Raw genomic sequence first — 26,595 nt, 5'->3', positions numbered from 1 at the left:
GATGAGCCAGTACGAAGGCGAGTCTGAGTCTGCTGACGAAACTGTCGCCGAGAACGATGCGGCCGACTCGAACGTCGGAGTCACGGAGAGCGTCGAGAAGGTCGATGGGTGGGGCCTCGTGACGGGTAACGCTAGGTACACTGACGACGTCCCGACCGACGACGCGCTCGCCGGGCGCGTCCTCCGGAGTCCCCACGCCCACGCCCGCGTCCGATCAATCGATACCGAGGCGGCCGAGGCGATTGAGGGCGTGACGGCCGTCATCACACACGAGGACGTTCCGGAACAGCGGTTCACGCGGACTGGTTTTCCCCACCCGGCTCCGGCGCCGTTCGACGAACGGGTGTTCAACGAGACAGTGCGGCACGTGGGCGAGCCCGTCGCCGCCGTTGCCGCAACGACGGTGGATGCCGTGGAGCGCGCACTCAAGGCGATCGAGGTCGACTACAAGGTGCTCGACCACGTCCTCGATCCCGAGGCAGCAATGGGGTCGGACACACCCACGCTCCACCCCGAGGAGTACGAGAACCAACAGGAGAACGCGGATCCCGAGCACAACGTTGTCTGCGAAACGCGCCACGAGGAGGGCGACATCGAGGCCGGCTTCGAGGCAGCCGATGAAATCGTTGAGGGTGAGTACAAAACCCAGATCGTTCAGCAGCTCCCGATGGAAATGAACACGGCAATCGCGTGGATCGACGACCGCCAGCGGCTGGTACTGCGGACGACGACGCAGGTACCCCACATCTGTCGCGACAAGATCGCCCGTGCGTTTGACATAGACCGAACCGATGTGCAGGTGATCAAGCCCCGCGTCGGCGGCGGCTTCGGCGTCAGGCAGGACACGGTCCCAATCCAGTACATTGCGGCGGCCCTCGCACTGGAGACTGGCGAGAAAGTACGGCTCAGGAACGAGCGAAAGGAGGACCTCCACGTTTCCCAGACCCGCCATTCCCAGACGATCCAAATCAAGACCGGAGTCCGCGAGGACGGAACGATCACGGTCATGCACGTCGATATCACCTCGAACACGGGTGCGTACGGCTGTCACGGCTTTGCGGTGTTGGAGAATGCGGCCCACGAGCCGATGTCGGTGTATCCCTGTGAGAACCGGCTGTTCACCGGCCGAGCGGTCTACACCAACGTCACGCCCGGCGGGGCGATGCGCGGGTACGGCGCGGTCCAGGGGACGTTCGCCCTCGAGAGCCACGTCGACAAGGTCGCCACCGAGATCGGCATGGATCCCGTCGAGTTTCGCCGTCGGAACGCGATCGAGGAGGGTGAAGCGAGCTTCGAGCCGGCCTCCAGCGAGGCCATGGACGAGCTGCAGTCCGTCGGCGCTCAGGAGTGTCTCGAGCGAGCCTGCGAGTCGATTGGGTGGTCGGACGGGCCGGATCAGCCTGCCAATGACCGCTACAGATGCGGCTACGGCGCCGCGCTGTCGATGGCGAAGTCGGGCGTCCCGAACAGCGAGTTCTCGCGCTGCAACGTTACCCTCGAGACTGACGGTACGCTCACCGTCCGGGTCGGCGTCGGCGACACCGGGCAGGGATCGGAGACCGTGATGGGCCAAATCGCCGCCGAGGTGTTCGGTCTCGACATCAACTCGGTCCACGTGAAGGCCGACGACACCGACGCGACGCCGTGGGACAACGGGGCCTACGCGAGCAGCACGACCTACGTCAGCGGGAACGCGACCGAGAAGGCCGCCCGCGACCTCGCGGAGAAGGTGCGTGATCTGGCGGCCGACTGGTACGACGTCGATCCCAAGGCCGTGAAACTGGCCGACGGGGAGGTGGCCCCTCCCAGAGGCGAGTCAATGACGCTGAGCGAGTTCGCCGAGGAGGCGTTCGCCGGCATCCGTGGACCGAAGCGTAGACTCACTGGCAGCGGCCAGCACTACACGCCGCTGTCGCCCAAGCCGTTCGCCGCGCAGATCGCCGCGGTCGAGGTCGACACCGAAACCGGTGAGTTCGAGGTGACCCACTTCGTGAACGCTGTCGACTGTGGGCAGGCGCTCAACCCAGCGAACGTGCGCGGGCAGATCATTGGCGGGGCGATCATGGGGCTCGGCCAGACCGTCTCCGAGGCGATTGAATTCGACGAGGACGGCCAGCCAGAGCTCCGTGGACTCCGGGATTACGAGGTGATCCACGCGACTGACCTGCCAGAGATCGATACCGAACTCGTCGAGACCCACGAGCCGACCGGTCCGTTCGGCGCGAAGAGCGTCGGGGAGGTGACGACTCTCGGGCCGCCGGCGGCCGTCGCGAACGCTATCGAGGACGCCGTCGGAGTCCGAATCACCGACCTGCCGATCACCTCAGCGAAGATCTGGGACGCGCTTCAGGGGGGTCGGTAAATGTCAGAGCAGCTTCCGGCCGCCTACGTCCATGCCGATACAGTGGACAAAGCGGTTGAACTCGTCTCAGCTGATGCCGAAACGCGCGTGGTCGCCGGCGGCTACAGCCTGCTCCCCCAGGTGAAAGACGGCATCGAGACGCCCGACCGCCTCGTTGACGTCAGCCGCATCGACGAACTCCGTGGCATCTCCCACGAGGCGGGCGAGACCTGTATCGGCGCACTGACAACGCACCATCAGATCGCGACGTCCGACCTCGTCCATGAGCACGTCCCCGCCCTCGCGGAAGCAGCCGACTCCGTGGGAGACTATCAAGCGAGACAGCAGGGGACGATCGCTGGCAACCTCGTGTTCGCCGACCCGAAGTACGACCCACCGGCTGCGTTTCTCGCCCTCGACGGTCGCGTCGTCGCCCGCAGTCCCGACGGCGAACGAACGATCGGAGCCGACGAGTGGTTCTGTGGTCCCGGTGAGACTGCACTCGGACCGGACGAAATCGTCACCGACGTCGCCGTGCCGGACGCCAAACGGAGCAGCTACGTCCGGACCTCTGAGTACTCCGGCTACGCCATCGTCGGCACAGCTGCCGCGCTCGATGTCGACGGCGATGCCGTCGCGTCTGCGCGGGTCGCGGTCAACGGTGTGAAGCCGTTCCCGATTCGGCTGCCGAACGTCGAAGATGAACTCGTCGGCAAGCATATCGACGATGAGCTTCGATTCCGGGCTGCAAGCGCCGCGCTCAGAGACATCAATCTCGAGACCCTGCTGATGAACGGCGTTGTGACCGATCACCAGCGCCTCCAGCTCGTCCGGACGTACTGCCGACAGGCGATCGAACGGGCGATAGAAGGGGATTGAGCGGCTGTTTCCTATTCGATCCCAACACGCTCGACGAGGTCATCGGCGGCGGCCGTCGCCTCCGTCATCAGCTCGTCCGTATCGCCGAGCGTCAGGACCTCGCGGTCCTCCATGACGACCTCGCCCGCACAGATGACCGTCTCCACCTCGTCGCCCTGTGCCGCGGTGACGAGCGCGAACACCGGGTTGGGCGACGGCGTGAGGTGCGGGCGATCCATGTCAACGATCGCGATGTCAGCCTGCTTGCCGACCTCGATCGATCCGAGATCGTCCTCACGGCCGATTGCGCGGGCGGCGTCGATAGTGACCATGTCGAAGGCCGTCTGTGCGGGCACGACGCCGGGATCACGGTGGAAACCCTTGTGGGCCGCCGATGCCGCACGAGCGTCGGCAAGGGGGTTGATCGCATCGTTCAGATTCGCATTGTCAGTTCCCAGCCCAACGACCACGCCGTTTTCCAGCATCGAGACGACGGGCGCGAACCCGGTTGCTAAGCGCATGTTCGCGAAGAAGTTGTGTGCGACCTTCGTGTTCGTCTTCGCTAGCAGGCGCACGTCTGCTGCGTCAATCTGGACGCAGTGACCCAGGAGAGCCCGTTCGCCGAGGTAGCCGACGTTCCGAAGGTAGCTGATGTTGGAGAGCGGGGCGCCCCTCTCCTGCGCTTCGGCCTCGGCGACGTGTGCCGTCGTCATCAGGTCGTACTCCTCAGCGATCCGGTACGCCCCCCGGAACCCCTCGGCTGTCGTCGATGCGAGGACGATCGGAGAGGGCCAGACCGACTGCCGCCCGTCGGCGTTCCCGTGAAACTCCCGGATGAGCGACTCCACCCGAGTCAGCGCGGTGTCCGTCTCCATCGTAAAGTAGTCTGCCGGCGGGTGGGCGATGTCGGGGTCGCGGACCTGGACATCAGCCAGTAGCAACTCAAACGCCTCGTCCGGGGGACTGTCAGCGAACCCGGCGCCGTAGATGCTCCTGATACCCGACCGCGCATAGGCGTCGAACTTCGCCTCGATGGCGTCGCGGTCGTCCCAGATCACCTCCGTGTCGCTCTCGACGAACGTCGTCACGCCCGCCCGGACAGCCTCAGTACAGTATAGCGCTGCGGCGACGGCGTGCTCCTCAGGCACCATCGCGACGCAGGCTGGCCGCTTGACATTGTAGAGCCAGTCGTGGAGGCCGCGGTCCGCCGCAAAGGCGCCTCGAAGGAGGATATCCGAGACATGCGTGTGAGCGTTGACGAGCCCCGGGATGATCGCACCACCGTCGGCGTCGATCACGCGGTCGGCGTCGTAGTCCGTCTCCAGTTTCGCCGCAGGTCCGACCGCGGCGATTTTGTCGTCCAGAATAAGGACCGCACCGTCGTCGACGACCTCCCGGTCGGCGTTCTGGGTGATGACTGTCCCGTTCGTGACGAGGAGGTCCGTCATCTTGACGCATCCTCCCCAAACCATTCGGTGTCCAGTACGTCGGCCAAATAGCCGTTCCTCTTGACGCTGCTCTCGTCAGCTGCCATGTTCCCATGTTTATCCTCCTCTAAGTAAACAGTTGTGGGTGGTATCTCGGTATAGTACCACGATAGAGGGATAGAAGTGAGGGAACTCGATGGATATTGCGGGAATCAGCATGTTTAGTTGCGTGCCCACACATGCTTTCACAGTGCTAACCCGTAGCGACGCCGCGCCGTTCGAGAGAATCACTGGAACCGTCCACAAGCAGTCCAGTTTCGCGGAGGGACAGCCGTCCGTCGCGCTCAGATGACGCGAACGGACCTCACAGTCGGTGCCGTCCTGCTCGCGATCGGACGGAGCGAACGCTTCGGGCCGGCGAACAAGCTGCTGGCGGACTACGAGGGCGAACCGATCGTCCGGCGTGCAGCCCAGACGCTGCTGGATGCTCCCCTTGAGGACCACATCACAGTCGTCGGCCACGAGGCCGCCGCAGTGCGGGACGCGCTCCCGGACAGCTTCGACGTCCGATACAACGATCGGTACGAAGACGGCCAGCACACCTCCGTACAGGAGGGCGTGATCGCCGTGCGCAAGCGTTCATGGGACGCCGTGGTATTTGCGCTCGGTGACATGCCCGTCGTGGCGCCTGCGACAATCGAGTGCCTCCGAGACGCGTTTGAGGCCCGGCGAGGGAGTATCGTCGCGCCGGCCTACGATGGTAAGCGCGGGAACCCTGTGCTTTTCGGCGCAGCCCACTTCGGCACACTCGCCGACGTTGCGGGTGATCAAGGCGGTCGACGGCTCGTCGTGACACACCCCGACGCAATCCGGATCGCCGTCGACGATCCTGGCGTTCGCCGTGATGTTGATTGGCCCGAGGACTTGCCGTAGCCCGCGACGCCGGCGTAAGTTTCAGGGAGACCGGTATACCTAACTCACCCCGGAGAGCAGTGTGATTCAATGGCTGTTGACACAGTAATCGCAGGCGGGACTGTCGTCACCGACACAGCAACGTTCGAGGCGGCAGTTGCCGTCGACGACGGCGAGATCGTCAGCGTCGGTGACGAAGACACCCTCCCGGCGGGCGAGGAGCAGATCGACGCGACGGACCAGCTGGTCATGCCTGGTGTTGTCGACCCTCACGTCCACGTCGACGATCATGTCTCGATCGATAGCTACCGCACGGCAGCCAGCGCGGCCGCACTGGGTGGAGTCACCACGTTCATTGACTTCGCGTGGCAGGCCTATGAGGGCGGGGACAGCCCGTGGGACGAGCCGGCCCCGCTGCTGGACGGCGTCAAGCGGAAGCGCGAGAACCAGTCCGAGGCGCTGGTCGACTTCGGGCTGCACGGCGGGATTATGCGGGAGGACGACGACCTCTTCGCGGAGTTGGCCGACGTTGTCGACGCCGGCGTAACGTCGTTCAAAATGTACACGGCCTACGAGTTCGGGCTCTCCAACGGGTTCATGCGACGGGTCTTCGAGGCACTCGCTGAGGCCGATGCCGTCGGCGTGGTCCACTCGGAGGACGACTCGGTCTGCCAGTCGCTCATGGAGGAACTCCGGGCGGACGGAGAAGATGCTCCGGAGGTGTATCCGCAGTCTCGCCCCGACTACGCGGAGGCGATGGCCGCGGAGGATGCCGTCCGCCTCGCAACAGAGGCCGGCGCAAAGTACTACGGGATTCACACCTCCTGCCGGGCGTCCGCCGCCGCACTGGACCGCTTCCGAGACGACGGATCGCAGGTCCGCGGGGAGACGTGCACCCACTACACGGCGCTGGATGAGTCAATCCACGCTGAACTGGGAAACCTGCCGAAGATTGCCCCGCCGATTCGGTCGCCGGACGACGTCGACGCAATGTTCGAGTACCTCCGCAGGGGCGTCCTAAGCGTCGTCTCGACGGACCACGTCGCTCAGCGGCGCACGAGTAAGGAAGACATGCCGTGGTGGGAGGGACCGTTCGGGGCAAACGGGATTCAAGCAAGTCTTCCGGTGTTCCACGACGTAGCAGTTAACGAGCGCGGTCTCTCCTACCCCTTCTTGGTCCGCGTGATGTGCGCGAACCCGGCCGAGACGTTCGGCCTCCCAAACAAGGGGACGCTTGAGCCCGGGACGGATGCCGACATCGTCCTATTCGATCCAGGCGAGACATACACGATCACTGCCGAGGACAATGCGTCGAAGGCCGATTACTCGATCTACGAGGGCCGCGAGGTCACGGGGAAGGTGACGAAGACGCTCGTCCGGGGCAAAGTCGTCGCCGACGACGGCAAGGTGGTCGGCGAACCGGGCCACGGGAAGTTCGTTGAACGGGAGTTGCCCGACTGGAGCGCGTGACCCGGTGCAGGCGCTTTGAACTGATCTACGGACTGTCGTCGAAGAGCAATCCAGACCTTATTAACGTCCTCTCTTTACGACGCGCTGGTGCCGTCCTGAGACGTCAATTTAAGTCCCCGGCGGATGAACGGTCAGATGCGATGACAGAATTCATCATCGAGGAGTTGAGCCAGTTCGACGAGGAGCACTTCGTGGACGCCCTCGACGACGTGTACGAGGAGTCTCCGTGGGTTGCCAAACAGGCGGCCTCGGAGCGGCCGTTCGATTCGCGTGAGGACCTGCGGGCGACCATGGAAAGAGTCGTCAACGAGGCATCGCGGGACCGGAAACTGGAGCTGCTACGAGCGCACCCTGATCTCGGGGAGCAGACTGAGATGACCGAGGCGTCCCGGGAGGAGCAGTCTTCCGCCGGGCTCGATGAATTGCAGCCGGAGCAGTACGAGGCATTCCAGCGGCTTAACGAGACATACCGGGAGACATTCGACTTCCCGTTCATCATGGCTGTGAAGGGTAAGTCGCCAGACGAGATTCAGACAGCGATGGAGGACCGGATCGACAATTCCGAGTCCGATGAGTTTCGCACCGCACTGGACCAGGTCCACGAGATCGCTCGCCTCCGCCTTGAGAACCGGATCGCGCAGTGACGACTCCACAGAAATGCATCGCCTGCAGTCAGACGCCGTCAATGGCCGGGCGCCCATCCCGGGGTGGAGAGGTGCCTGCCCGGTAGCTCGTACTGATCAATCTATTCGTATTGTCCTACTTTCGTTTGAAACGATTCGCATATGTTGTGGATACGCGAGATTTTTTGTACGACCAGGGAGTGGTGTTGAGTAGTCGATGACGACTGATAGCATGCCGATAGAGAGTGTCGACTCACCGGACGATAGCGGGCGGACGATGAACTACGGCAAGGAGAAGGTCTCCGTCTACCGGACGTATGCTACCCCGTTGGACGGCGTCAGGACGATTCCCGAGTCCCAGTTCGACGGCCGGGAGAACATTCTCTTCGGACACGACGTTCGCGTCCAGGTCGAGGGCGAGGAGTTCCTGTCATCCTTCAGCGAGAGAGACAACAGCATGGTGGTAGCGACCGACTCGATGAAGAACTTCGTCCTCCATCAGGCGGGCGAGTACGACGGTGCCACGACTGAGGGATTCCTCCACTTCGTGGGCTCGCAGTTCCTGGAGACGTATTCCCAAATGGAGCGCGTTCGGATGTCCGCCAACGAGATCGCGTTCGACGAACGATCCGTACCCGCAGGCAATGGCGAGTTCGAGCTGAGCGATCTAGTCTTCCGCGTGTCCGACGACGAGTCGGCCTTCGGAGAAGTGTACCTTGCCCGGGGTGAGGACGTCCCGGTCATCGAGGACCTCACGGGCGGCGTCACGGACATCGAACTGGTCAAGGTGAAGGGGAGCTCGTTTGAGGGCTACGTTCAGGACGAGTACACGACACTGCCCGAGCGGGCAGACCGGACGCTCTATATCACTCTGGATATCTTCTGGAGCTACACGGATCCGGAGAACGCGCTCGGCGAAGAACCAGAGCAGTACGTGCCGGCCGAGCAGGTGCGTGACATCGCTCAGGTTGTCTTCCACGAGGTTGACTCCAACTCGATCCAAGATCTGATCTACCAGATCGGCCAACGCGTCCTCAAACGGTTCCCGCAGCTCGAGTCCGTCAGCTTCGAGGCCAACAATCGCACCTGGATCCGCGAGCGCGACGACCTCGACGGCGACGCGAAGGTGCTGAAGGAACCGCCGCGGCCAACTGGATTCCAGCAGTTCTCGATGGATCACAGTGACCTCGAGGAGACCGCACAATGACGGCCGGACTGACGACGCACGTCCTCGACACAAGCCGGGAAGGCCCAGCCTCCGGCGTCGACGTAACGCTCCAGCGGCTGGATTCGACCGGCGAACCGGAGACGATTGCCGAGGGAACCACCAACGACGACGGGCGCCTCGATGACCCGCTACTTGGACTGGACGAGATGGAAACCGGGACGTACCAGCTGCTATTCGACGTCGATGCCTATTATCAGGAGGGACCGTCGAAGACGTCGTTCCTCGAGACGGTACCGGTCCGGTTCGTCATCTCCGATCCCGATGAACACTATCACGTGCCCTTGTTGCTGTCGCCCGGCGGGTACACGACGTATCGGGGAAGTTGACCAGATAGAAATCAAGCGAAAACTGGTTTCGGCGTAACAACACACCTCTTCGGTCAGAACAGCGCTCTGGACAACTGAACGATATCGCAGTTGCAGCTACCGTGGTACCAGTGGCTGGCCCCCAGACTACCATCGACGGGGTCGGAGCAGAGCCGCTTATGGCGAGTATTGGTGACCCACTGTCTGATCCGCCGTACGACCCTCCCTGTTGACACCGAGGCGGTCGGCGACGGTCACGTCGTTGTGTTCCTCGTTGACTGCGAGGCAGAGGCGACTGTCTAGCCTTGGGTTCGCCCCAAGGCGCTCCACAGCTGACTCGCCCGATTGGACCGTCTGTTACGGCCGGTCGAGATCCCCTCGGGAACAGTCAGCCATGGTGGCATATACCTTAGATCGGCACCGTTTAGTTAATCTTCGGCTGGTGTTCAGTCATCAAGTTCTTGATTCGGACAATCGTGGTTGTCATGGTGTCTAAACCGCCTGAGCCGCAGACTTTGGGCGTAAATTGGTACTCTTCGGATGTACTGTAAGCCGATCAACGACTGGCCGAAACGCTAGAAGTGGTGCAGTTTCTCGTTGGTTTGGACAGAGAAACTGTGGTGCTCGTCGGTACCGAAGAGTGGATTGCGGATTTGTATACGTTCTTGCACACTCTGATGTTTGCGGGGAAACTCTTTAATGACCTTTCAGATGAGTGATGGTCGAAGGCTTTGATAGGTGAAGGCTGGTCTTGAGAATAATAAGTACCACGTGCTAGGAAATTGAACTATACCTGGAAGGTGATGATTGAAGTACCGTGGTTCACCACAGGTTGGTAATCGTGGTGATACATAACAATCGATTACAGAAGTACGGGCGTAATATATGTGCTTATTTTACTATGGGTACAAAAGAGAACAGAGACAATTTGGAATATATACACGTATACTAATATCATTAGAGTATCTATATACTGCCTATTTATTCACAACCGACTGGTTTTGATCCACTACCTGATGTGTTCGCTTCTACAGTTCTTGAATGCGCAGTCACGAATATTATTTCTATCAGTCCCCTCCGTGAAATTGTCCTGATGTGCGTTATCTCCAGTATCAAGCAGGCTTGAACTGATCAAATCTAACGCTGTATAGCTATTTATTATAGGTATAAAAAGAGAGGGGCTGGGGGATTCTCTTTCCATTGATGCCTCTGGTGTAGCGAACCCATTGGACAACCTACGAGAACTGCTCATAATTAGACTGTCTTTAGTGCTCTTCTCCCATCGGAGATTTTATTTCACTGATATCTATTATTGCCATATCTATAGTATTATCAACATATACAATTTCGCCAGCAATGACTAAATTTGAGACAGGAGACGGCCCAACTACGATTGCGTCCCCCCCTGTAAGGTCTTGAATCGACTGTTGAAAATGTATCTGTGCACGACACAAGTCTGGGTGATGGATATTGGTGAAGTGGATTTCACTAACAGTCGCGCTGATACGTTTATAATTATGAGCCAGAGTGACTGTCTCAGCATTATTTAGGTGCTGGCGATCTATCTCTTCATATGCTTTCTGAGTTGGCTTATACCCCCCGTTTGGGCCAGGAACACCTTCAGCCAACCCAAGTGCCTTCAGAGTTTGCATTTGATTACGGAGTGTACCAGCGTTTCGGTTGATTTCCTTAGCGAGAACCTGTGCAGATACTAATTCCTCATCTATCTGGTACTTATTAATTAGAGTAGTAAGAGCCATTCGTTGCCTACTAGTTAGATCAAATTGACCCATATGTACCCTAGTATCTATTCGTATTTATTTGTAAGGGCCTATATTTGATAGAACGTACGACACTGTCTAGTTGAGCCAGTTTGAAGAACGATCTGGTCGTTGAGTTAATGTAGACTATTGCTCGCAGACCTTCTCAGCAAGAGCTATGCGGCGGAATTTGATGAATGTTGGGAGCGTGGGCGGACGGCGACGCCCAGGGCGTTCGTTGTCTGGCTCTCCGTGACCGATTGTTCACTTCGAGAAACACAAGCGATTCTTCGCTCACTCGGCGTTGAACGCTCTCATCAAGCAATCTGGAACTGGGTACATCGCCTAGCTGACAGCGTCCCAGACCCGCCGACGTCCACGAGAGCGGCGCTCTCGTGCGGCCCATCAGAACGCTTTGCGTTCTGAGGACGGCGCAACCGTTGCGGGTCGCGGTTAATGAAACCGCTGTCAGGATTAATGGCATACGATCTTGGGTGTACGATGCAATAGACCTTGACACGAAGCTCATTCTCGATGTAGCGCTCTTTGGACAGCGAGGCACCGATCCAGCTGCTGCGTTTCTGCATGGACTCACCGAGAAACACGGTCTCTCCGACACTAAGTTTCTCGTCGATGATGCTGGCTATCTGACTGCCCTCTCTCGATTAGGATTGAGCGGTCACCTCGACTATGTCGATTGAAACCACATCGAGAAGTGGTTTTACACGCTCAAATACGGATTGACCGCTTCCATAACTCATGGGTCGGCAGTCGGGCGAGCGTCAGAGAAAGGCTTGAACAGTACGTACACTACTATAACACACAGCGGCCGAATCAGTCACTAAACTGATAGACGCCAGCGGAGGTGCGAAACTAGACAGTGCCAGTGTAGCGCTGTTGTTGACCAGTTACTCTGGCCGCACGTCTTGGACATCCGGATGCTCGACGTGCGCTTTTAGTCCGGTCGGAAGTTCTGTTTGAGGCGTGTCGGCCAATCGGTCGTGGATTCGCTGCCACTCCTCGTGCCGGCAGAGGACGTACACAGGGATCTCGTCAACACCAAGCAGCGACGCGATCGTAACTTCGTGAAGCCAAATACGATCGTATGGAAGCGAACCTCAAGCCAGTTGAAGAAGTTGAGGACGCTGATGGGACAGGAGAGAACAGCGACTGAGACAAATATCTATAGCGGCTCGGTTGACTCTTGTGAAATCCTCAGTAGCCAACAAATTTGGCTCTCAATCGCTGAGTACAGAGGGCGTATCAGTCACGACTCTGTGAATCTGCAGTGGTACTAATAGAACATTCACTGATATATTCAGTGTTCCTGCAACCACGGGTCTTCGTAAGTCAATGCCCACATCGAAGCGTCCGATATCCCTTGTCTCTCGATCTGTTCATGCGTCAGCTTCGGCCGCTCACCGGCGATACCTCCGTCTTTTCTCCATTGAGGGAGCTTTGTGCCCCGCTCGGTCCAAAAAATACGGGAGGGCATTCCCGGTTGGCTCCGTCGTTCGGTGAAACGCGCCCTGACGGGCAAGCACGCTCGCTCAGTTGTCGCGCTTGACGGCGGGATTCGTCACCGCGCCGTTCGCAGCGGAGTCGAAGGCGTCGCCATACTTACGGAGGAAACCGCCCTCATACTGGATCTCGGGACGCTCGTATTCGTCGAGGCGCGCTTCGAGTTCTTCGTCGCTGAGGTCGACGGAGAGTTCGCGCTCGCGGATGTCGACGGTGACGGTGTCGCCGTCTTCGAGGGCGGCGATCGGTCCGCCGACCACGGACTCGGGAGCGACGTGGCCGACCATCGGGCCGCGGGTCGCACCACTGAAGCGCCCGTCGGTGAGGAGGGCGACATCGTCCTCGTGGCCCTGGCCAACGACGGCGGCGGTGACGCCGAGCATCTCGCGCATCCCGGGGCCGCCCTGCGGGCCCTCGTTCCGGACGACGATGACGTCGCCGGACTCGATGTGACCCTCCTGCACGTAGGACATCGCGTCCTCCTCGTGCTCGAAGACGCGCGCGGGGCCGGTATGGTGGAAGCCCTCCTCACCCGTCTCCTTGAGGACGGCACCATCCGGCGCGAGGTTCCCAGTTAGGATCTTGATTGCACCCTCCTCGTGGAACGGGTCCTCGGTCGTTGCGAGGAAGTCTGCATCGATGTCCTCGTCGTCCGGTAGGCCGAGCGTCTCCAACTCCTCGGCGATAGTGTTCCCGGTGACAGTCATCGCGTCACCGTGGAGGTATCCACCCTCCAGGAGGCGGCGAATGACGACGGGGACACCGCCGACGTCGTGGAGGTCCTTCATGACGCGCGTACCGCCTGGTTGGAGGTTCGCGATCTTCGGCGTACGCTTGCTGATCTCGTCGAACTCGTCGATCGTAAGGTCGATGCCAGCCTCGGCAGCAAGCGCGAGGACATGCAGGACGCCGTTCGTGGAGCCGCCGAGCGCTGTCTGGAGGGTAATGGCGTTCTCGAAGGACTCTTTCGTGAGGATATCGCTCGGCCGGCGGTCATTCTCGACGGCATCGAGAACGACCTCACCAGCCTCGCGAGCAACCTTGTAGCGCTCTTCATCCTCGGCGGGCGGTGACGCCGACCCGAGGGGGGCGAGACCGAGTATCTCGCTGATCGAGGCCATCGTGTTCGCGGTGAACATCCCGCCGCAAGAGCCTGCTCCTGGACAGGCCTCGTGCTCCATCTCGTAGAGTTCCTCCTCGGTCATGTCGCCAGTAGCGTAGGTACCGACGCCCTCGAAGACGCTCTGGACCGTGATATCGCGGCCGTCGTGGTGGCCGGGAAGGATGGACCCACCGTAGAGGAAGACGCTGGGGAGATCGGTGCGGATGGCGGCCATCATCATGCCGGGGAGGTTCTTGTCGCACCCGGCGACGGTGACGAGGGCGTCCATCCGCTCGGCGAAGGAGACGAGCTCGACGGAGTCGGCAATCAACTCCCGGGAGATCAGCGAGGCCTTCATTCCCTCCGTCCCCATGGAAATGGCGTCGCTGACAGTGACGGTACCGAACTCGATCGGCATCCCGCCGGTGTCCTCGATGCCAGCGATTGCAGCGTCCGCGACATCGTCGAGGTGGACGTTGCAGGGGGTGACATCCGCAGCGGGGTTGGCGACGCCGACCATCGGTGAGGAGAGGTCCGCATCATCGTAGCCCATCGCGCGGAACATCGCGCGGTGCGGAGCACTCTCGGGGCCCTTGGTCACTTCGGTGCTCCTCAGGTCAGGGTCCTTCTCGGGCGTCGATCCCTCCGTAGATTCGATATCCGTCTCGTCCGTGTTCGACTCTGGTTTGCCATTCATATCCAGTCGTTTTCGCGTGTGGCCATAAACAGTGTGATGTCCGCGTGTTGCCGTGGCGCACGCTCCTGCCCTTGACTCGGAAGCTACGGCTACGCGGGTACCAGTCGGGGTATACCCATCGCGGTCGACCACTATCCGGAGGGCGCGGGATACGCCACGCGGATGCTCGCCGTCGTGCGACAAAAATTTGATCAAAAGGCAGCGAGCCTCCTGATAACCGGTTCTCAACTTTACCTACGCCGAATGAATTGCGGCCGTCATGTGTATAACCGGAGAAAACGAGTGTGACTCAGTGAGAGCGAAGCCCCCTACGCTATCCCAGATTCTTCAAACCACCCCCAACTACGTGTACCCAATCTCCGTTCAGTACCAGGACTTCCTAACCGAGACCCGTGGACCCCCATGAAACCAAATACGGATACAATCTACAGCCGACACAGATCGCTGTTTTGGTGGCTCTGTTGTACCGATTTCTTCGACGAAATTCAAATGAAACAGCCAATTAGTAGAACTGCGTAGTTACCAAGGGATTACGGCCGGTCTCACTGGCTCAGTTCTTCGGCCAATTCACGGGCTCGTCCAGCCCGAATATCATCTTCGGCAACCATCCGCGCCGCAATTTCCTCAATTAGTTCATCGGGTGCGTCAGTCTCACGGGCAATATTCTTCGCATGAAGTTTCATGTGTCCAGTTTGGATTCCTTCATCAGCCAGTGCACGCATACTGGCGATGTTTTCTGCGAGCCCCACGGCTCCGAAGATTCCCACTAGCTCGTCACTCGATTCAACGTCAAGGATCTCCATCGCTGCACTAGCAGTTGGATGGGAACGAGTAGCGCCGCCAACAGTGCCCACTTGGACTGGTACCTCAATACTGCACGACAGATTTCCCTCTGTATCAATTTCGTAGGTCGAAAGCGGGCCGTATCCATCATTGGCTGCAAAGGCGTGAGCGCCGGCCTCAATTGCTCGCCAGTCATTCATTGTTGCAACTGCAAGCGCATCCATCCCGTTCAGGATGCCCTTGTTGTGCGTTGCTGCCCGGTACGGATCACCGGCGGCGAAGGCCCACGCATCAACGATTCGGTCCCTTACCTCTTCTCCAGCCAGCGAACTCTGCTCGCGCTCAAGCATATCTGGTGTGACAGTACACCGAGCACGCGCAACTCGGTGATCCGCTAAGTTTGACAACACACGGAGAACGGCTTCCCCACTGGTCTCTTCTTCAACGAGCGGGGCCACTGCCTCTGCCATTGTGTTGACTGCATTCGCTCCCATGGCGTCCTGCACATTTACAAGGAGATGAACGACAACCATTGGGCCACGAGGGGTGTCTACGACACGAGCAGTAACGTTCTCACACCCGCCACCGTGAGAGACGAGGACACCCTGATCATTAGCCATAGATCTAATCTCGTCAGCTCGTTCGAGAACCCGCATTTTCGCACTGTATGGGTCACTGATGTCTCGAATTTGGATCTGTCCGAGCATATACGGTCCCGAGACAGAGGTTGAGAATCCGCCCGTCTCACGCGTAAGTTTCGCCCCGTACGAAGCGGCTGCCACAACGGAGCTTTCTTCAACCGCCATTGGCACAAGTACGTCTTCGCCATCGATAACGAAGTTTGTCGCAACACTCAACGGGAGGGAAATACTGCCGATCACGTTTTCACTCAAACTATCCATGAGTTCGCTATTGGGCCCCTCCCCCAGAGCGTCAGAATCTTCTTCAGAAAGGAGGCAGCGACTCGTAATGATTTCACGTCGTCGTTCCGGAGTTTCTTCGTAGAAGTCAGGAATACGTGAGTCCATAGCAGTTAGTCAAATTCCATCCAGTTAGTTGATAGGGTTAGTGGAATGATTCTGTGGACCGTAGTATCCGGAACAGACCACGCGGGCGCGTCTAGTCCACTTTCGGGTGATTCGTGGAGTGCCTCAACGAACTTGTCGTGCTGTTGGTCAGTGAGCTTAGACGGTCTCCCGGAACGGTGTTCGTCGTAGACAACCTCCTCGAACGGCTCGTCGGCGAACTGTTCGAGTCGATCAAGCCAGCGTGAGAGCCAGCCAGCAGTGTATCCATAACGTTCAGCAACATCTTCCAGCGTCGCTTCGTCTTCTTCGAGATAGTTGATCGCTGCCATAACCCGCTGTGTCGGCTTCTTCCCCTCGACCTCCGCCAAGACCTGGCGGAGGTCGTCGGTAGACACGTCATCAAGGGAAGCCATATCGGGATAACGTATTCCTCTTTGAAAAATATTCAGCCGTCAGTATGAATCTGTACGAAGATAGGTTAGTCTCGCTCGTTGATTTCAAGAATCTTGCCAGCCGCGATGGTCTGACCCATGTCGCGGACGGCGAAGCTTCCAAGTTCAGGTATTTCACTCGATGGTTCGATGCTGAGGGGCTTCTGCGGTCGGATCGTAACTACAGCGGCGTCGCCCGACTGGATGAAGTCGGGGTTTTCCTCGGCGACCTCACCGGACGAGGGATCAACCTTCTGGTCAATGGATTCGATGGTTCCGGCCACCTGTGCCGTGTGGGCGTGGAGAACCGGCGTGTACCCGGCGGTGATCACACTGGGGTGTTGCATAACGGCGATTTGGGCTTGGAAGGTCTCGGCGACCGTCGGTGGGTCGTCAGCAGGACCGACAATGTCGCCACGACGGATGTCGTCCTTACCGATACCGCGGACGTTGAACCCGACGTTATCACCGGGCTCGGCTTGAGGGACTTCCTCATGATGCATCTCGATCGTCTTCACTTCGCCGCCCACGTCGCTAGGCTGGAACGAGACGTTGTCGCCGGTGTTCATGACGCCGGTTTCGACACGTCCAACAGCGACAGTACCGATGCCGGAGATAGTGTAGACGTCCTGAATCGGGAGCCGAAGCGGCGCGTCCGACGCTGGCTGTGGCTCGGGTAGATCGTTGAGCGCCTCAAGCACAGTCTCGCTATTGTACCAGTCTGTGTTCTCGGAGGCGTCGGCGACGTTGTCACCCTCGAATGCGGAAACGGGAATGAACGATGCATCGTCGGTGTCGAATCGGACCTGGTTGAGGAGCTGCTTGACCTCCTCAACGACCTCCTTGTACTTCGCTTCCTCGTAGTCGACAAGATCCATCTTGTTGACAGCGACGATAAGCTCGTCAATTCCCAAGGTACGGGCCAAGAAGACGTGTTCCTGGGTCTGGGGCGCGACGCCGTCGTCAGCAGCGACGACGAGGACAGCGTGGTCAGCCTGGGACGCGCCCGTGATCATGTTCTTCACGAAATCTCGGTGTCCCGGTGTATCGACGATGGTAAAGTCGTACGTCTCCGTCGAGAACTCCTGGTGGGCGATGTCTATCGTGACACCACGCTCTCGCTCCTCGGCGAGGTTGTCCATGACGTAGGCGAACTCGAATCCGCCCTTGCCTTTCTCCTCAGCTTCCTCGCGGTGCTGTTCGATTACGTGCTCCGGAACGCTCCCCGTCTCATAGAGAAGTCGCCCCACGAGCGTGCTCTTCCCGTGGTCAACGTGGCCGATGATAGCTAAGTTCTGGTGGGGATTGTCAGTACTCACTGTATCCTAACTACGGTTTTAGAAGTCAAAAGCTACCAAGTTAGAAGTGCAGTAGTAACTACCGGACGTGGAAGTATCGAGGCACACTCGCACAGGTTGGATGATGACTCAATTTCTCACAACATACATTACTACTGAATTCGTAGTGAGGCCATGAGCGAATCCGAGATAGTGGAATCACAGCATAATAATCGGATGAGCACGGTCTTTTCCCTGCTCGGGAAGGCCCACACGATAGCGATTCTCAAGGAATTTGTCCTGGACGACGATGAATCGATTCGGTTCGGCGAACTCGAAGACGAGCTCGGCATCTCCCCGAATACGCTCTCTCGGCGACTCGATGAACTCGTCGAAACCGGCTTCTTGGAACGGACGCAATACGATGAAATCCCTCCACGCGTGGAATACGAGATAACGGAGATGTTGAACGACCTCGAACCGATGTTTCAGGAGCTGGATGAGTGGATGGAACGCTACTGCTCGGACCAGCATGGAGACACTGAGTAGAGGTCGTGTAGCTCGTTTGGTTCTGGATAAGCCCATCAAGGTGTTCTGGATCGACGACCTCGTCGAATGGTTCAAGACCACTTCCGGAGGTATTCGTAACTGATGCGACAGTCCGAACGGCAGCACGGCTGTGTGGTTTACCCGCTCGAATTTCGTAGGCGCTGAAGCCGGTTAGGTAGCTTCGCCATGCACAGCTACCCGCGAAATTTAGAACCGAGGTTGTTTTCACCACCCGTCTCGTATGAGAAATCTACCTGCCTGACTTCAGAAGTATATAATAAAGGCACAAACTCATTACAGTATTGGGGATATGTTGAGGGAGACACCTGTAGGCCCTACCCGTCGTCTAATGTTCTAACTTAGAACCAGTACAAATGTTTTCTATTTGGTGGTTCGTCGAAATACAAACGCCAAACCTGTGACTTCCAATGCAGAGCAGTAGTTGAGACTGGCCTTCTCAATGCATACGACTCTTCGGCGTTACTTACTTCGAACCGAGAGTATCCAACTGAAGCCAGTGATATATTAATTGGTGACAGGGTCACAATCCGTCTTCCTCAACTTTCTTCGATCGCCTATTCCGTGATCAGTCCGACGACGTCATTGACGGTAAACAGGCGAAGATCGTCCCGTTCCGATTCGGCTTCCTTGACTGCAGACGAGAATCCAGACCGACTGAATAGCGCATACGTGTACTCTGGGTCACCACCGCTGTTTGGATGCCAGTCTACTTTCGGAGTTTCAGACTCGAGTTGACTGAGGACATCGTACCCGACCGCTTCCTGTCGGAACTTCACCTCACCGACGAGGAGTGTCTCTCCATTCGTCGGGGCAACGATATCGATTTCGTTTCCACTGCCGTCCCACCAGTTGCCAGGTTCCTCTACGAAGCGATACTCGTCGCCGAACGCGTACAGGACAGCGTGCTGGCATAACTGCTCGAACGTCCCGCTGACGAAGTCTGGCAGTTCTGGGTCGATGAGATCAGTGTAAGCATCCTCGCCATATACCTCGTACCGGGCTGTCCGCCCATAAACGAATTTGAACCAAAACCGAAACAATGGATCTGTAATTGCATATCGTCCTTTTCGGCTCCGATCTGGATCGACGGTGACTGGGTAGTCTCGTTCGATAATGCGCAAGTCATTCAGTCGGTCGAGATAATAGCCGACACTACTATTACTAATTCCGGCACCCTGGGCGACTTCGTTCTTGACTCGGTTTCCTTCCGCAAGCGACTTCAATATCGCAAAGTATCGGTCGACCTCGTCCAGTTCCCGGTGGAGCACGTTTTCGGGCTCCTCGTGGAGTCCTCCGTCACGCCGTAACAGCGTCCTCGTGACGTTCTCCTCGAGTGTCTCGTCGTCTTCGATGGCTCGCAAATACTCTGGCGTCCCGCCGAAGACACCGTAGGTCATCACCTGTTCAGCGGGGGAATAGTCGGGAAAAAATGACATCGCCGCTCCGAAGCGGAGCGGGCCAACTTCGATCTCCCCATTCGGGTTCTTGGCGACGCGACCGTACAGCGGCGCTGTTCCTTCAAGGGCGTACTCGTGCATCATTCCGATAGCAGACCCAGTCAGTACGAAGGCCGTTGCAGTTTTCTCAGCGGTATGATCCCAGACGCGCTGCAGGATCGACGGGAGTGCGTCGGTTTGCTCGACGAGGTACGGGAACTCGTCGACGATGATGACTGCATTCTGCTCGGCAAGAAATTCGAAGAGGGGTTCCCACTCTTCGCGGATCCGTGTGATCCCTGGATACACCTCGGCAGCGTCGTTGATGAACGAGGAAATCTGCTGGTCTGCAGTCCCTCTAGTCGCTTGGTAGTAGACGGCGTCGTCGCGATCTCGGATCGACTCGAGCGCAAGCGTCGTTTTTCCCATCCGTCGTCGTCCCCAAACTACCGCTAGTGCTGCGGTATCACTCTCGTAGAGTTTATCGAGGCGTTTCAGTTCCCGTTCCCGATTTACAAATCCAGTCATTGTGCCCGTTTCGAAGGGGACACGTAAAACCGTTCCTCTAAAGGAGTCTGAGCTAACTTAGCTTAGACTAACGTATCTTGGGCACCCTTAGATGAGTTCTTGACGCTGTAGTGTTTCGGCGCCAACTAGTACCATCAACACAAGTATCTCGACGCACAGTCTTCCGGACCATCGCATAGACGCCCTATTCCGTGTGGCCTGTCTACTTCATATTTGCGTGTCCAGGGTGTCATAGAACAGTTCCCATATCCACTCTCTGTGACTACCCGACAAACGGTAAGTACAGGTGAAGCACATACCGTTCAGTACGAGGTTTAAATATACCATTCAGAAATCGCCGGTAATATTATGTGTTCCCCCAAACATTTTAGATATATCTTAGGTTATATACACTATGAGCAATACTCAAAGCCTTAGTAGAGAACGGTTATTAATAGGGATCGGAGGGTTGGCCTTAGTAATTCAATTAACCGTGTTTCAGAATAGTCTTGGAATAGTAAGTAATCCAGGAGTCTCTGGGTCACTTAGAGATATTTTGAGTGGCGGATTGTTGCTTGTGGCAGTGGTTTGCCTCGTCGGGGGGATGTATCTCCGCCAGCGTGGTTCTTGATGAATACGCACACGTAGTTGCCGTTCAGTACAGGAGATTCAGTTACCGGAGAGAATTGCGATAACTATGAAACTTGTTAAAAGTTGACTGCGGACTACAGAGCGTGTACCTTGCATGTCAGATTGCTCTGACACCGACGTTACTGGAATAATCACGGTACAGAAAGCGTACGATTCTCGCTCGTCGTCATATGTGGGAAATCATCATATTTTCCAGATCATCGGCCTCAAGAGAACTGTGACCGGAGTATCCGGGCTTCGGCTTTCCGCAGGTGTTCAGCAATGGTACTTGGCGCACAGCCCAATTCCGCGGCAATATCTTCCTGACTGGTGCTCCGAGGGATGTCGTAGTAGCCCAGTTCCACTGCCGTTTCGACAACTTCGCACTGGCGATCGGTGAGATGGCCCTTGGTAACAGCCGTTGTGCCAGCGAGACTGCCTACTGCTTCGATAGTCACCTCAACCGGAACAGAGATGGCTTCGATTGCATCCTGTACCTCGTCGTCAGGACCGAACACCGAGAGCACCACCGTCCCATCAGGCTCGTATTCGATGGGGGGGACGACAATAAGGCCGCCGGAAGAGATGGGACTGAACATCTCTTGAAGCGAATCGGTCGTTGCGTCCCGGACGTACACGTAGCACGACCGCTCGTCGATACGTTCCATGTCGTAGCCGACGACCTCCGGAATCTCTTGCATCGCTCTTTCGAGCGCATCAGCGTCGCCAACAACGTAATGGAGGATGCCCAGTGCGTCTCCGGTATAGTTCCATTGTACTGCCGTCGCTCGCTCGACAAACGATGCCTCGGTCATCACGCCGTACATCGGGTGGATTTCACCTGCTCGTCCATGGGCCGTGATGCGCACCCGGATGTGTTTCATCGAGCGATGATACGAGGTTGCCTACTTAAATCCGCCGAGTAGACTCGGCAATATCCATTCGGGCCGGTGGAATGAACCATCTCGTATGATCCAAACGCTGGTGACCGGCGCAACTGGAACACTCGGAACGGCACTCCGACCGCGGCTCACGGCGGCGGACCACGCTGTCCGGGCGGCAAGCCGCTCGCCTCCCGAAGAAACCAGGGTGGAACTTGACTGGGTAGAACTCGACTTGATCGAAGGCACGGGTCTCGAGTCGGCGCTCGATAACGTCGATGTCGTTATCCACACGGCGACGGCCCCGAAGGGTGACACAGCGGCGGTTGACGTGCAGGGGACGAAACGACTTCTCAAAGCGGCCGAGGCAGCCGACGTGGAGAACTTCCTCTATCCTTCCATCGTCGGTATCGACGACATTCCCTTCTCCTACTACGAACACAAGGGTACCGCCGAGACGATAGTCGAGGAGAGCAATATACCGACGACTATCGTCCGTGCGACGCAGTTCCACTCGTTCATTGCGGAACTGTTGGATTCGGTGGCGAAACTTCCGCTGTGGCCCCTTCCGACGAACGTACAGATCCAGCCCGTCGATGTCGGCGAGGTTGCGGATATCATCGTGGATCACGCGACGCTGACAGCGAGTGGACGAACTGACCTCGTTGGTGGTCCCAACATCCACTCAGTAGGTAAACTCGCACAGGCGTACCGTAATACGCGTGGCCTACGACGTCCGATCATCAGATTTCCCATCCCTGGCAAAACGATGGCGGCGTTTCGGACTGGCTATGCGACCTGTCCCGATAACAGGGCCGGGACAGTCACTTGGGAAGAGTGGCTCGCGGAGCGATATGCGAGCGGAGCGGACGAACCTACCACTCGTGCGCAGTCGCCAACGTGATCGCCGATAAAGGACGGAAGCGTATTTTTGCTGCAGTGGTCAGCCACCTACTACTGTCAACTCCACGGGCTGGTTCACGTAGTTGTTCCCACAGTGACCGATACGCACTGTGGATCTTGCACGACTTTCGAAACACATCTTGCAACTGGCAGATGTCCTACTGGTCAGTTCGCAAGTGTAGTGAACGGATAGTTCGCTCCAGATTGGGTGAAAAGAACGCCATGCGGGTCGTTCTATGACACCCTCGCGTGTCTCCTGTACTCGATCTGGCGAGCGGTCGATCTGCTTGTGCAAGTCGAGTTGACCGGCGAATACGAGGACACACCAGTTGTGACGGCTGAGAACACGCTCACGCTGTTGAAGAAGGAAACAGGAATCGGATAGAAAATCGCTCGATTCGGTCAAAAGACGTGTTTCTGAGTGGTAACACTGTCAGGAATCTCGGGAGACCGCTGAAACTGCTCTGAAACCGACAGGAGTTGGCACCTGGGAGGTGGTCTGAAGAATTTTCGGTTAGTGATTCGTCTGAACCCACGCATTACAAGCCTGCTAAGCCCACTGTACTCAACTACTGGGCTTGTCCAGAAGTTGAGACTGCATCCTCCAATGCATATGGAATCGTCACCCGTTTCGCCACTTCGTTTCGACGAGTCTTCACCGAAAGAGCCGATACAGAGAAAGTGCGGACTGACCGTTGGAGTTCCTACCAACTATGGATGATGTTCGTAGCGTCGTGAAAGCCTCAGGGCGCATATTCAGCAGTGAAGCGATTACAGCTCCAGGTTACTTGTCATGATCGCCAGCGATCTGTTCAAGAAATCGACGCACCTTGTCGAATCTCAATCCTCGCCGTACCTCGTCTTCGACCCTGTCGAACTCGACAAGTCTCATATCCGCTAATTCGGGGAGTAGAACGTGATGGAGTTCGTAACGGATCGTGAGGTACTCCCCGGCGTCAAGAGTCTCTCCCTTTCGAAGAATCGGATCTGCAGACATCACACTCTCGTCCAGTAGCGCACGTAATACTCGCTACTGTTGCGCTGAGAGCACACGTTCGATGCGATCATCGTTACAGCGTTTCTCTCTCACGGACCTGTTATCTGCGACGACCGGTAACCCTCGTCGTCGGTCACTCCGAATGCTCGTTCTTTTCGACTTCCGTGACGATCACGTCCCAGTCAGGATGTTCGACCCCATTCCGACATTCGAATCCGCCTTCGACATCGATTCCACTCTCGTAGGCCCTGCGAAGGAGGCCTTTCAGCTCCGCGTTCAACTCCTCCTTCGACGTAAGCGAGGTCCCCTCAGACGTCATCTTCCCGCGCCCCTTTCGTATTTCTCCGCTGCGAGTTCGTGTTCTGGTGTGATGGTGATCACACCGTAGCTGTGTACGGTTATCGCGCGCCCCTCGTGCGTGATTGAAATATGGGAATCCCCATTCGTCCCGTCATGAGCTCGGACGAGCGCATCTAACGCGTCGGGGTCAACAGTGGAATGGAGCGGGTCCAGTTCTACAGGATCAGTGTCCATTACGTCCGCCAGCGTTGCGACAACAGCCATGCTCGCAAGTATCTTCTCCTGATCAAACTGCGTGCGAACAGTCCCAGATTCCTGAGAATACTCGATCGCTTCGACTCCAACCCCAGATACCTTTGTGTCCATCTTGCCCGATTCTAGCCGTTTGAGTCGGTTCAATAGGGGTGCTGATTATACAGGGGGTTTAATACAGAGGACCTATCCGAACGATCATACCGAACTACTGAGTGTCGCTCCAATGAGGCGTCGATGCCCGCGTCGAAGGCGTGACGATAGTGATTGCTGGGTGATGTCGAGCTCGTCAGCGATCTCTTCGAGCGACGCCTCGCGTGGGGTGTCGAAGTAGCCCCGCTCGTAGGCCAATACCAGCGCCTCACGTTGAGTCTCGGTCAACTCGTAGCCTTCCCCCTGGATCGGAAGCATTGCGTGGACGGCGGTGATCGCTATCGAAATATCGTTTTCCTGGCAATACTCTCGAAACTCGGTGATTGCCTCCTGACTCTCGGCGCGCACCTCGAATCGCCACTCGTCTTTCGTACCGATTCCGGAGAGCACAACGACCTTGGCCTCGGCAAGCGCACTCAAGATACCGAAGTACTCTTGCTCCCACTCGGCACGCATGAGATACTCGTCTTCGACGCTATCAACCACTCGGATGTTGCTCACGCCAGCGTGTTGTTCGAACGCCGCTTCGATGTCCTCCGTTTCCGCATCTCGTACCCAGAAATACGGGATAATCAGCGTCTCGTGTGGGATAAGTTGCTCCAGTTCGACGGTCACACCCGGCAAATTCTCGAACACAGTCCCCAGTGGAAACTCCGCTACCGGACTCGTGAACTCCATCACAGTCGCCATGTGGAAGCGTTCGTTCGGCAGGCGGATAACCAGCATGGGTGATATACCATGACTTCGAGACGAGCCAACGCACCGTTGATGGCCGGGATAATGTGTTCTGCGAGCGGGAAGTCCGTTGGTACCCGGAGGGCCATGGTGCACCATGTCGTCTCCTTTTGTACGACCGACCAATCTAGTCTTACAAGTTAGCATGAGTGTGATAACGGAGATTCGCATCCCACCCGATGATTTTGAACTCGGGCAAATTCTCAGTCTAGAGGATGCGTCGGCCATCGAACTCGAAACGCTCGTCCCGAGCGGGGACGTGACCGTGCCGCTCTTTTGGGTCTACGAACCGGTCGCAAACGGCTTTCTTGATACCGTCGAACGCTATCCAACTGTCAACAGCGTCACGGAGGTGGACGTGTTCGACGACCGGACGCTCATCAGGCTCGACTGGGATGCGAGCCAGGACCACCTTTTTCAGTGCATTTTGGAACACGACGGGCAAATACTGGGTGCTACTGGATAACCGGAAGGGTGGAATTTCGAAATACGATTCTCAGACCGCAAGGAATTGAGTCAGTGCCAGGACTGTTGTGAGGACGCACACATCTCTCTGGAACTAACCCGTGTATACAATCCGACGGACCCCGAGGCCGGCCCGTGGTACGGCTTGAGTGAGCCCCAACGAGAAGCGCTGACGCTCGCCGTTCGAATGGGATACTACGACATTCCACGTGGCTGTACGACCGCGGAATTAGCTGACGAGCTCGGGATTTCCGACCAGGCAGTGACAGAGCGACTGCGTCGTGCCATTGGTACGTTCGGAAGGTACGCACTTCTCACGCCTGAGTCAGCGGCACAAGTGGACTGACTGTTTCCATTATACACCATGGGGCAGGACCAGGCAGTTGGGCCTACGCTAGGTGAGTATGGATGAGAGTCGAAAGCTGGGGACACGTGATATCCAGTCAACTAAAGAGGTTTCCGGTTCTTCGGGGCGTGAGAGGCTAATCTCCCCCGATACGATTCTATCGGCAGTAGCGAACGAACACCGACGCGCCACCCTCAACGCGTTGGACAACGCTTCCGAGAAGACACTGGAATACGATGTGCTCGTAGATCGCGTTGCAGACCGGGTTCGAGACGAAGACGCGAAGCGGGAGTCAGACGAACACCGACAACGCATCCGGATCGTACTTCACCATACTCATCTTCCAAGACTGGACGAGGCACGGATAATCGACTATGAGGCTGAAACGGGACACGTCCAGTTTGTTGGCGGTGAACTGGAACAGAAGATCCGGAGGTTGGTCGAGCCGTACGACGTCCACGAGTAAGAGGCGGGTGTGATTGAGGATGAGTAGCTCCAGTTTCAAACTCAGTTCACTCGCCCAACGTGGTGATGTATTCACCAAGTGAAGAGTTGTGGCTCCATTCAGCGAATCGCTGCGATTCAGGATGGGTAGGAATTTGGGGGTCGTATTTCCTGACTTTGCAACAACGCGTGGATCTTTCGGATGTCTCCCGG

22 protein-coding genes and 4 pseudogenes are annotated in these 26,595 nt (G+C 57.6%); 13 read left to right on the top strand and 13 right to left on the bottom strand.

The window, feature by feature from the left end; all coding sequences use genetic code 11:
• Nucleotide 1 precedes the first annotated feature (1 nt).
• Nucleotides 2-2,362, top strand: a complete 2,361-nt coding sequence (locus tag SM755_RS14500) for a molybdopterin cofactor-binding domain-containing protein (RefSeq protein WP_323173286.1) — start codon at nucleotides 2-4, stop codon at nucleotides 2,360-2,362.
• A complete protein-coding gene (locus SM755_RS14495; protein ID WP_323173285.1) occupies nucleotides 2,363-3,220 on the top strand; it encodes a xanthine dehydrogenase family protein subunit M in 858 nt (285 codons plus the stop codon). It abuts the gene before it with no gap.
• Nucleotides 3,221-3,231: 11 nt separating this feature from the next.
• Here the strand turns inward: SM755_RS14495 and SM755_RS14490 are convergent, their stop codons facing one another.
• The gene (locus tag SM755_RS14490; protein WP_323173284.1) at nucleotides 3,232-4,647 is read right to left on the bottom strand and encodes an amidohydrolase; all 1,416 of its coding nucleotides are present in this window, start codon (nucleotides 4,645-4,647) and stop codon (nucleotides 3,232-3,234) included.
• A gap of 327 nt (nucleotides 4,648-4,974) precedes the next feature.
• On the opposite strand from SM755_RS14490, the gene SM755_RS14485 reads away from it, so the two are divergent.
• The 5 genes from SM755_RS14485 to uraH all read left to right on the top strand — a co-directional run bounded on the left by SM755_RS14485 (nucleotide 4,975) and on the right by uraH (nucleotide 9,185).
• Nucleotides 4,975-5,559 carry a nucleotidyltransferase family protein gene (locus tag SM755_RS14485; RefSeq protein ID WP_323173283.1) on the top strand — a complete coding sequence of 195 codons (585 nt, stop codon included), beginning with the start codon at nucleotides 4,975-4,977 and terminating at the stop codon, nucleotides 5,557-5,559.
• A gap of 69 nt (nucleotides 5,560-5,628) precedes the next feature.
• On the top strand, nucleotides 5,629-7,008 hold the full coding sequence (locus tag SM755_RS14480) for an amidohydrolase family protein (protein WP_323173282.1): 1,380 nt from the start codon (nucleotides 5,629-5,631) through the stop codon (nucleotides 7,006-7,008).
• Between the two features lie 140 nt (nucleotides 7,009-7,148).
• Entirely contained in the window at nucleotides 7,149-7,652 is a 504-nt protein-coding gene (uraD, locus tag SM755_RS14475; protein ID WP_323173281.1) for a 2-oxo-4-hydroxy-4-carboxy-5-ureidoimidazoline decarboxylase, read from the top strand.
• 196 nt (nucleotides 7,653-7,848) lie between these two features.
• Entirely contained in the window at nucleotides 7,849-8,838 is a 990-nt protein-coding gene (pucL, locus tag SM755_RS14470) for a factor-independent urate hydroxylase (RefSeq protein ID WP_323173280.1), read from the top strand.
• Entirely contained in the window at nucleotides 8,835-9,185 is a 351-nt protein-coding gene (uraH, locus tag SM755_RS14465) for a hydroxyisourate hydrolase (protein WP_323173279.1), read from the top strand. The genes pucL and uraH overlap by 4 nt, the downstream gene beginning before the upstream one ends.
• A 1,244-nt stretch (nucleotides 9,186-10,429) precedes the next feature.
• On the opposite strand, the gene SM755_RS14460 is transcribed toward uraH, so the two are convergent.
• Nucleotides 10,430-10,957, bottom strand: a complete 528-nt coding sequence (locus SM755_RS14460; protein ID WP_323173278.1) for an Rrf2 family transcriptional regulator — start codon at nucleotides 10,955-10,957, stop codon at nucleotides 10,430-10,432.
• A gap of 117 nt (nucleotides 10,958-11,074) precedes the next feature.
• On the opposite strand from SM755_RS14460, the pseudogene SM755_RS14455 reads away from it, so the two are divergent.
• Nucleotides 11,075-11,774, top strand: a pseudogene (locus SM755_RS14455) (IS6 family transposase).
• A 700-nt stretch (nucleotides 11,775-12,474) separates the two neighbouring features.
• On the opposite strand, the gene ilvD reads toward SM755_RS14455, so the two are convergent.
• From ilvD to tuf, 4 genes and pseudogenes are all read right to left on the bottom strand, one after another.
• On the bottom strand, nucleotides 12,475-14,244 hold the full coding sequence (ilvD, locus tag SM755_RS14450; RefSeq protein WP_323173277.1) for a dihydroxy-acid dehydratase: 1,770 nt from the start codon (nucleotides 14,242-14,244) through the stop codon (nucleotides 12,475-12,477).
• Between the two features lie 542 nt (nucleotides 14,245-14,786).
• Nucleotides 14,787-16,055: a hydroxymethylglutaryl-CoA reductase, degradative gene (locus SM755_RS14445; protein WP_323173276.1), complete on the bottom strand. Its 1,269-nt coding sequence runs from the start codon at nucleotides 16,053-16,055 to the stop codon at nucleotides 14,787-14,789.
• Nucleotides 16,056-16,123: 68 nt separating this feature from the next.
• Nucleotides 16,124-16,468: pseudogene (locus SM755_RS14440) on the bottom strand (IS630 family transposase); the annotation flags it as partial.
• 65 nt (nucleotides 16,469-16,533) lie between these two features.
• Nucleotides 16,534-17,805, bottom strand: coding sequence for a translation elongation factor EF-1 subunit alpha (tuf, locus tag SM755_RS14435; RefSeq protein WP_323173275.1), 1,272 nt, complete (start codon nucleotides 17,803-17,805; stop codon nucleotides 16,534-16,536).
• A 153-nt stretch (nucleotides 17,806-17,958) separates the two neighbouring features.
• Between tuf and SM755_RS14430 the strand changes: the two genes are divergently transcribed.
• Complete coding sequence (locus SM755_RS14430; protein WP_323173274.1) at nucleotides 17,959-18,312, top strand: helix-turn-helix domain-containing protein; 354 nt, start codon at nucleotides 17,959-17,961, stop codon at nucleotides 18,310-18,312.
• 16 nt (nucleotides 18,313-18,328) lie between these two features.
• On the opposite strand, the pseudogene SM755_RS24450 reads toward SM755_RS14430, so the two are convergent.
• The 3 genes and pseudogenes from SM755_RS24450 to SM755_RS14420 all read right to left on the bottom strand — a co-directional run.
• Nucleotides 18,329-18,541 (bottom strand): annotated as a pseudogene (locus tag SM755_RS24450) (HalOD1 output domain-containing protein); the annotation flags it as partial.
• Nucleotides 18,542-18,887: 346 nt separating this feature from the next.
• Entirely contained in the window at nucleotides 18,888-20,297 is a 1,410-nt protein-coding gene (locus SM755_RS14425) for an ATP-binding protein (protein ID WP_049903970.1), read from the bottom strand.
• Between the two features lie 836 nt (nucleotides 20,298-21,133).
• A complete protein-coding gene (locus SM755_RS14420) occupies nucleotides 21,134-21,790 on the bottom strand; it encodes a helix-turn-helix domain-containing protein (protein ID WP_323173273.1) in 657 nt (218 codons plus the stop codon).
• Between the two features lie 85 nt (nucleotides 21,791-21,875).
• On the opposite strand from SM755_RS14420, the gene SM755_RS14415 reads away from it, so the two are divergent.
• Complete coding sequence (locus tag SM755_RS14415) at nucleotides 21,876-22,691, top strand: NAD(P)H-binding protein (RefSeq protein WP_323173272.1); 816 nt, start codon at nucleotides 21,876-21,878, stop codon at nucleotides 22,689-22,691.
• A 207-nt stretch (nucleotides 22,692-22,898) separates the two neighbouring features.
• Nucleotides 22,899-23,075: a hypothetical protein gene (locus tag SM755_RS14410; RefSeq protein ID WP_323173271.1), complete on the top strand. Its 177-nt coding sequence runs from the start codon at nucleotides 22,899-22,901 to the stop codon at nucleotides 23,073-23,075.
• Nucleotides 23,076-23,474: 399 nt separating this feature from the next.
• Here SM755_RS14410 and SM755_RS14405 read toward each other — a convergent pair whose 3' ends face one another.
• The 4 genes from SM755_RS14405 to SM755_RS14390 all read right to left on the bottom strand — a co-directional run bounded on the left by SM755_RS14405 (nucleotide 23,475) and on the right by SM755_RS14390 (nucleotide 25,082).
• On the bottom strand, nucleotides 23,475-23,687 hold the full coding sequence (locus tag SM755_RS14405; RefSeq protein ID WP_323173270.1) for a hypothetical protein: 213 nt from the start codon (nucleotides 23,685-23,687) through the stop codon (nucleotides 23,475-23,477).
• Nucleotides 23,688-23,820: 133 nt separating this feature from the next.
• Complete coding sequence (locus SM755_RS14400; RefSeq protein WP_323173269.1) at nucleotides 23,821-24,006, bottom strand: hypothetical protein; 186 nt, start codon at nucleotides 24,004-24,006, stop codon at nucleotides 23,821-23,823.
• Complete coding sequence (locus SM755_RS14395; RefSeq protein ID WP_323173268.1) at nucleotides 24,003-24,353, bottom strand: HalOD1 output domain-containing protein; 351 nt, start codon at nucleotides 24,351-24,353, stop codon at nucleotides 24,003-24,005. Before SM755_RS14395 ends, SM755_RS14400 begins: the two co-directional genes overlap by 4 nt.
• A gap of 84 nt (nucleotides 24,354-24,437) precedes the next feature.
• Complete coding sequence (locus SM755_RS14390; protein ID WP_323173267.1) at nucleotides 24,438-25,082, bottom strand: helix-turn-helix domain-containing protein; 645 nt, start codon at nucleotides 25,080-25,082, stop codon at nucleotides 24,438-24,440.
• Nucleotides 25,083-25,272: 190 nt separating this feature from the next.
• Here SM755_RS14390 and SM755_RS14385 point away from each other — a divergent pair.
• Both SM755_RS14385 and SM755_RS14380 read left to right on the top strand, forming a co-directional pair.
• Nucleotides 25,273-25,938, top strand: a pseudogene (locus SM755_RS14385) (helix-turn-helix domain-containing protein).
• A 58-nt stretch (nucleotides 25,939-25,996) separates the two neighbouring features.
• The gene (locus SM755_RS14380; protein WP_323173266.1) at nucleotides 25,997-26,404 is read left to right on the top strand and encodes a hypothetical protein; all 408 of its coding nucleotides are present in this window, start codon (nucleotides 25,997-25,999) and stop codon (nucleotides 26,402-26,404) included.
• Nucleotides 26,405-26,595 lie beyond the last annotated feature (191 nt).

The organism is Natrialba sp. PRR66, assembly GCF_034808065.1.
GTDB lineage: Archaea > Halobacteriota > Halobacteria > Halobacteriales > Natrialbaceae > Natrialba > Natrialba aegyptia.
This window is presented reverse-complemented; position numbering and strand designations above follow the sequence as displayed.

Coding starts and splice junctions, on each gene's coding strand:
- SM755_RS14500 (WP_323173286.1), top strand. CDS start 2: ATGAGCCAGTACGAAGGCGAGTCTGAGTCTGCTGACGAAACTGTCGCC.
- SM755_RS14495 (WP_323173285.1), top strand. CDS start 2,363: ATGTCAGAGCAGCTTCCGGCCGCCTACGTCCATGCCGATACAGTGGAC.
- SM755_RS14490 (WP_323173284.1), bottom strand. CDS start 4,647: ATGACGGACCTCCTCGTCACGAACGGGACAGTCATCACCCAGAACGCC.
- SM755_RS14485 (WP_323173283.1), top strand. CDS start 4,975: ATGACGCGAACGGACCTCACAGTCGGTGCCGTCCTGCTCGCGATCGGA.
- SM755_RS14480 (WP_323173282.1), top strand. CDS start 5,629: ATGGCTGTTGACACAGTAATCGCAGGCGGGACTGTCGTCACCGACACA.
- uraD (WP_323173281.1), top strand. CDS start 7,149: ATGACAGAATTCATCATCGAGGAGTTGAGCCAGTTCGACGAGGAGCAC.
- pucL (WP_323173280.1), top strand. CDS start 7,849: ATGACGACTGATAGCATGCCGATAGAGAGTGTCGACTCACCGGACGAT.
- uraH (WP_323173279.1), top strand. CDS start 8,835: ATGACGGCCGGACTGACGACGCACGTCCTCGACACAAGCCGGGAAGGC.
- SM755_RS14460 (WP_323173278.1), bottom strand. CDS start 10,957: ATGGGTCAATTTGATCTAACTAGTAGGCAACGAATGGCTCTTACTACT.
- ilvD (WP_323173277.1), bottom strand. CDS start 14,244: ATGAATGGCAAACCAGAGTCGAACACGGACGAGACGGATATCGAATCT.
- SM755_RS14445 (WP_323173276.1), bottom strand. CDS start 16,055: ATGGACTCACGTATTCCTGACTTCTACGAAGAAACTCCGGAACGACGA.
- SM755_RS14430 (WP_323173274.1), top strand. CDS start 17,959: ATGAGCGAATCCGAGATAGTGGAATCACAGCATAATAATCGGATGAGC.
- SM755_RS14425 (WP_049903970.1), bottom strand. CDS start 20,297: ATGACTGGATTTGTAAATCGGGAACGGGAACTGAAACGCCTCGATAAA.
- SM755_RS14420 (WP_323173273.1), bottom strand. CDS start 21,790: ATGAAACACATCCGGGTGCGCATCACGGCCCATGGACGAGCAGGTGAA.
- SM755_RS14415 (WP_323173272.1), top strand. CDS start 21,876: ATGATCCAAACGCTGGTGACCGGCGCAACTGGAACACTCGGAACGGCA.
- SM755_RS14405 (WP_323173270.1), bottom strand. CDS start 23,687: ATGTCTGCAGATCCGATTCTTCGAAAGGGAGAGACTCTTGACGCCGGG.
- SM755_RS14400 (WP_323173269.1), bottom strand. CDS start 24,006: ATGACGTCTGAGGGGACCTCGCTTACGTCGAAGGAGGAGTTGAACGCG.
- SM755_RS14395 (WP_323173268.1), bottom strand. CDS start 24,353: ATGGACACAAAGGTATCTGGGGTTGGAGTCGAAGCGATCGAGTATTCT.
- SM755_RS14390 (WP_323173267.1), bottom strand. CDS start 25,082: ATGGCGACTGTGATGGAGTTCACGAGTCCGGTAGCGGAGTTTCCACTG.
- SM755_RS14380 (WP_323173266.1), top strand. CDS start 25,997: ATGGATGAGAGTCGAAAGCTGGGGACACGTGATATCCAGTCAACTAAA.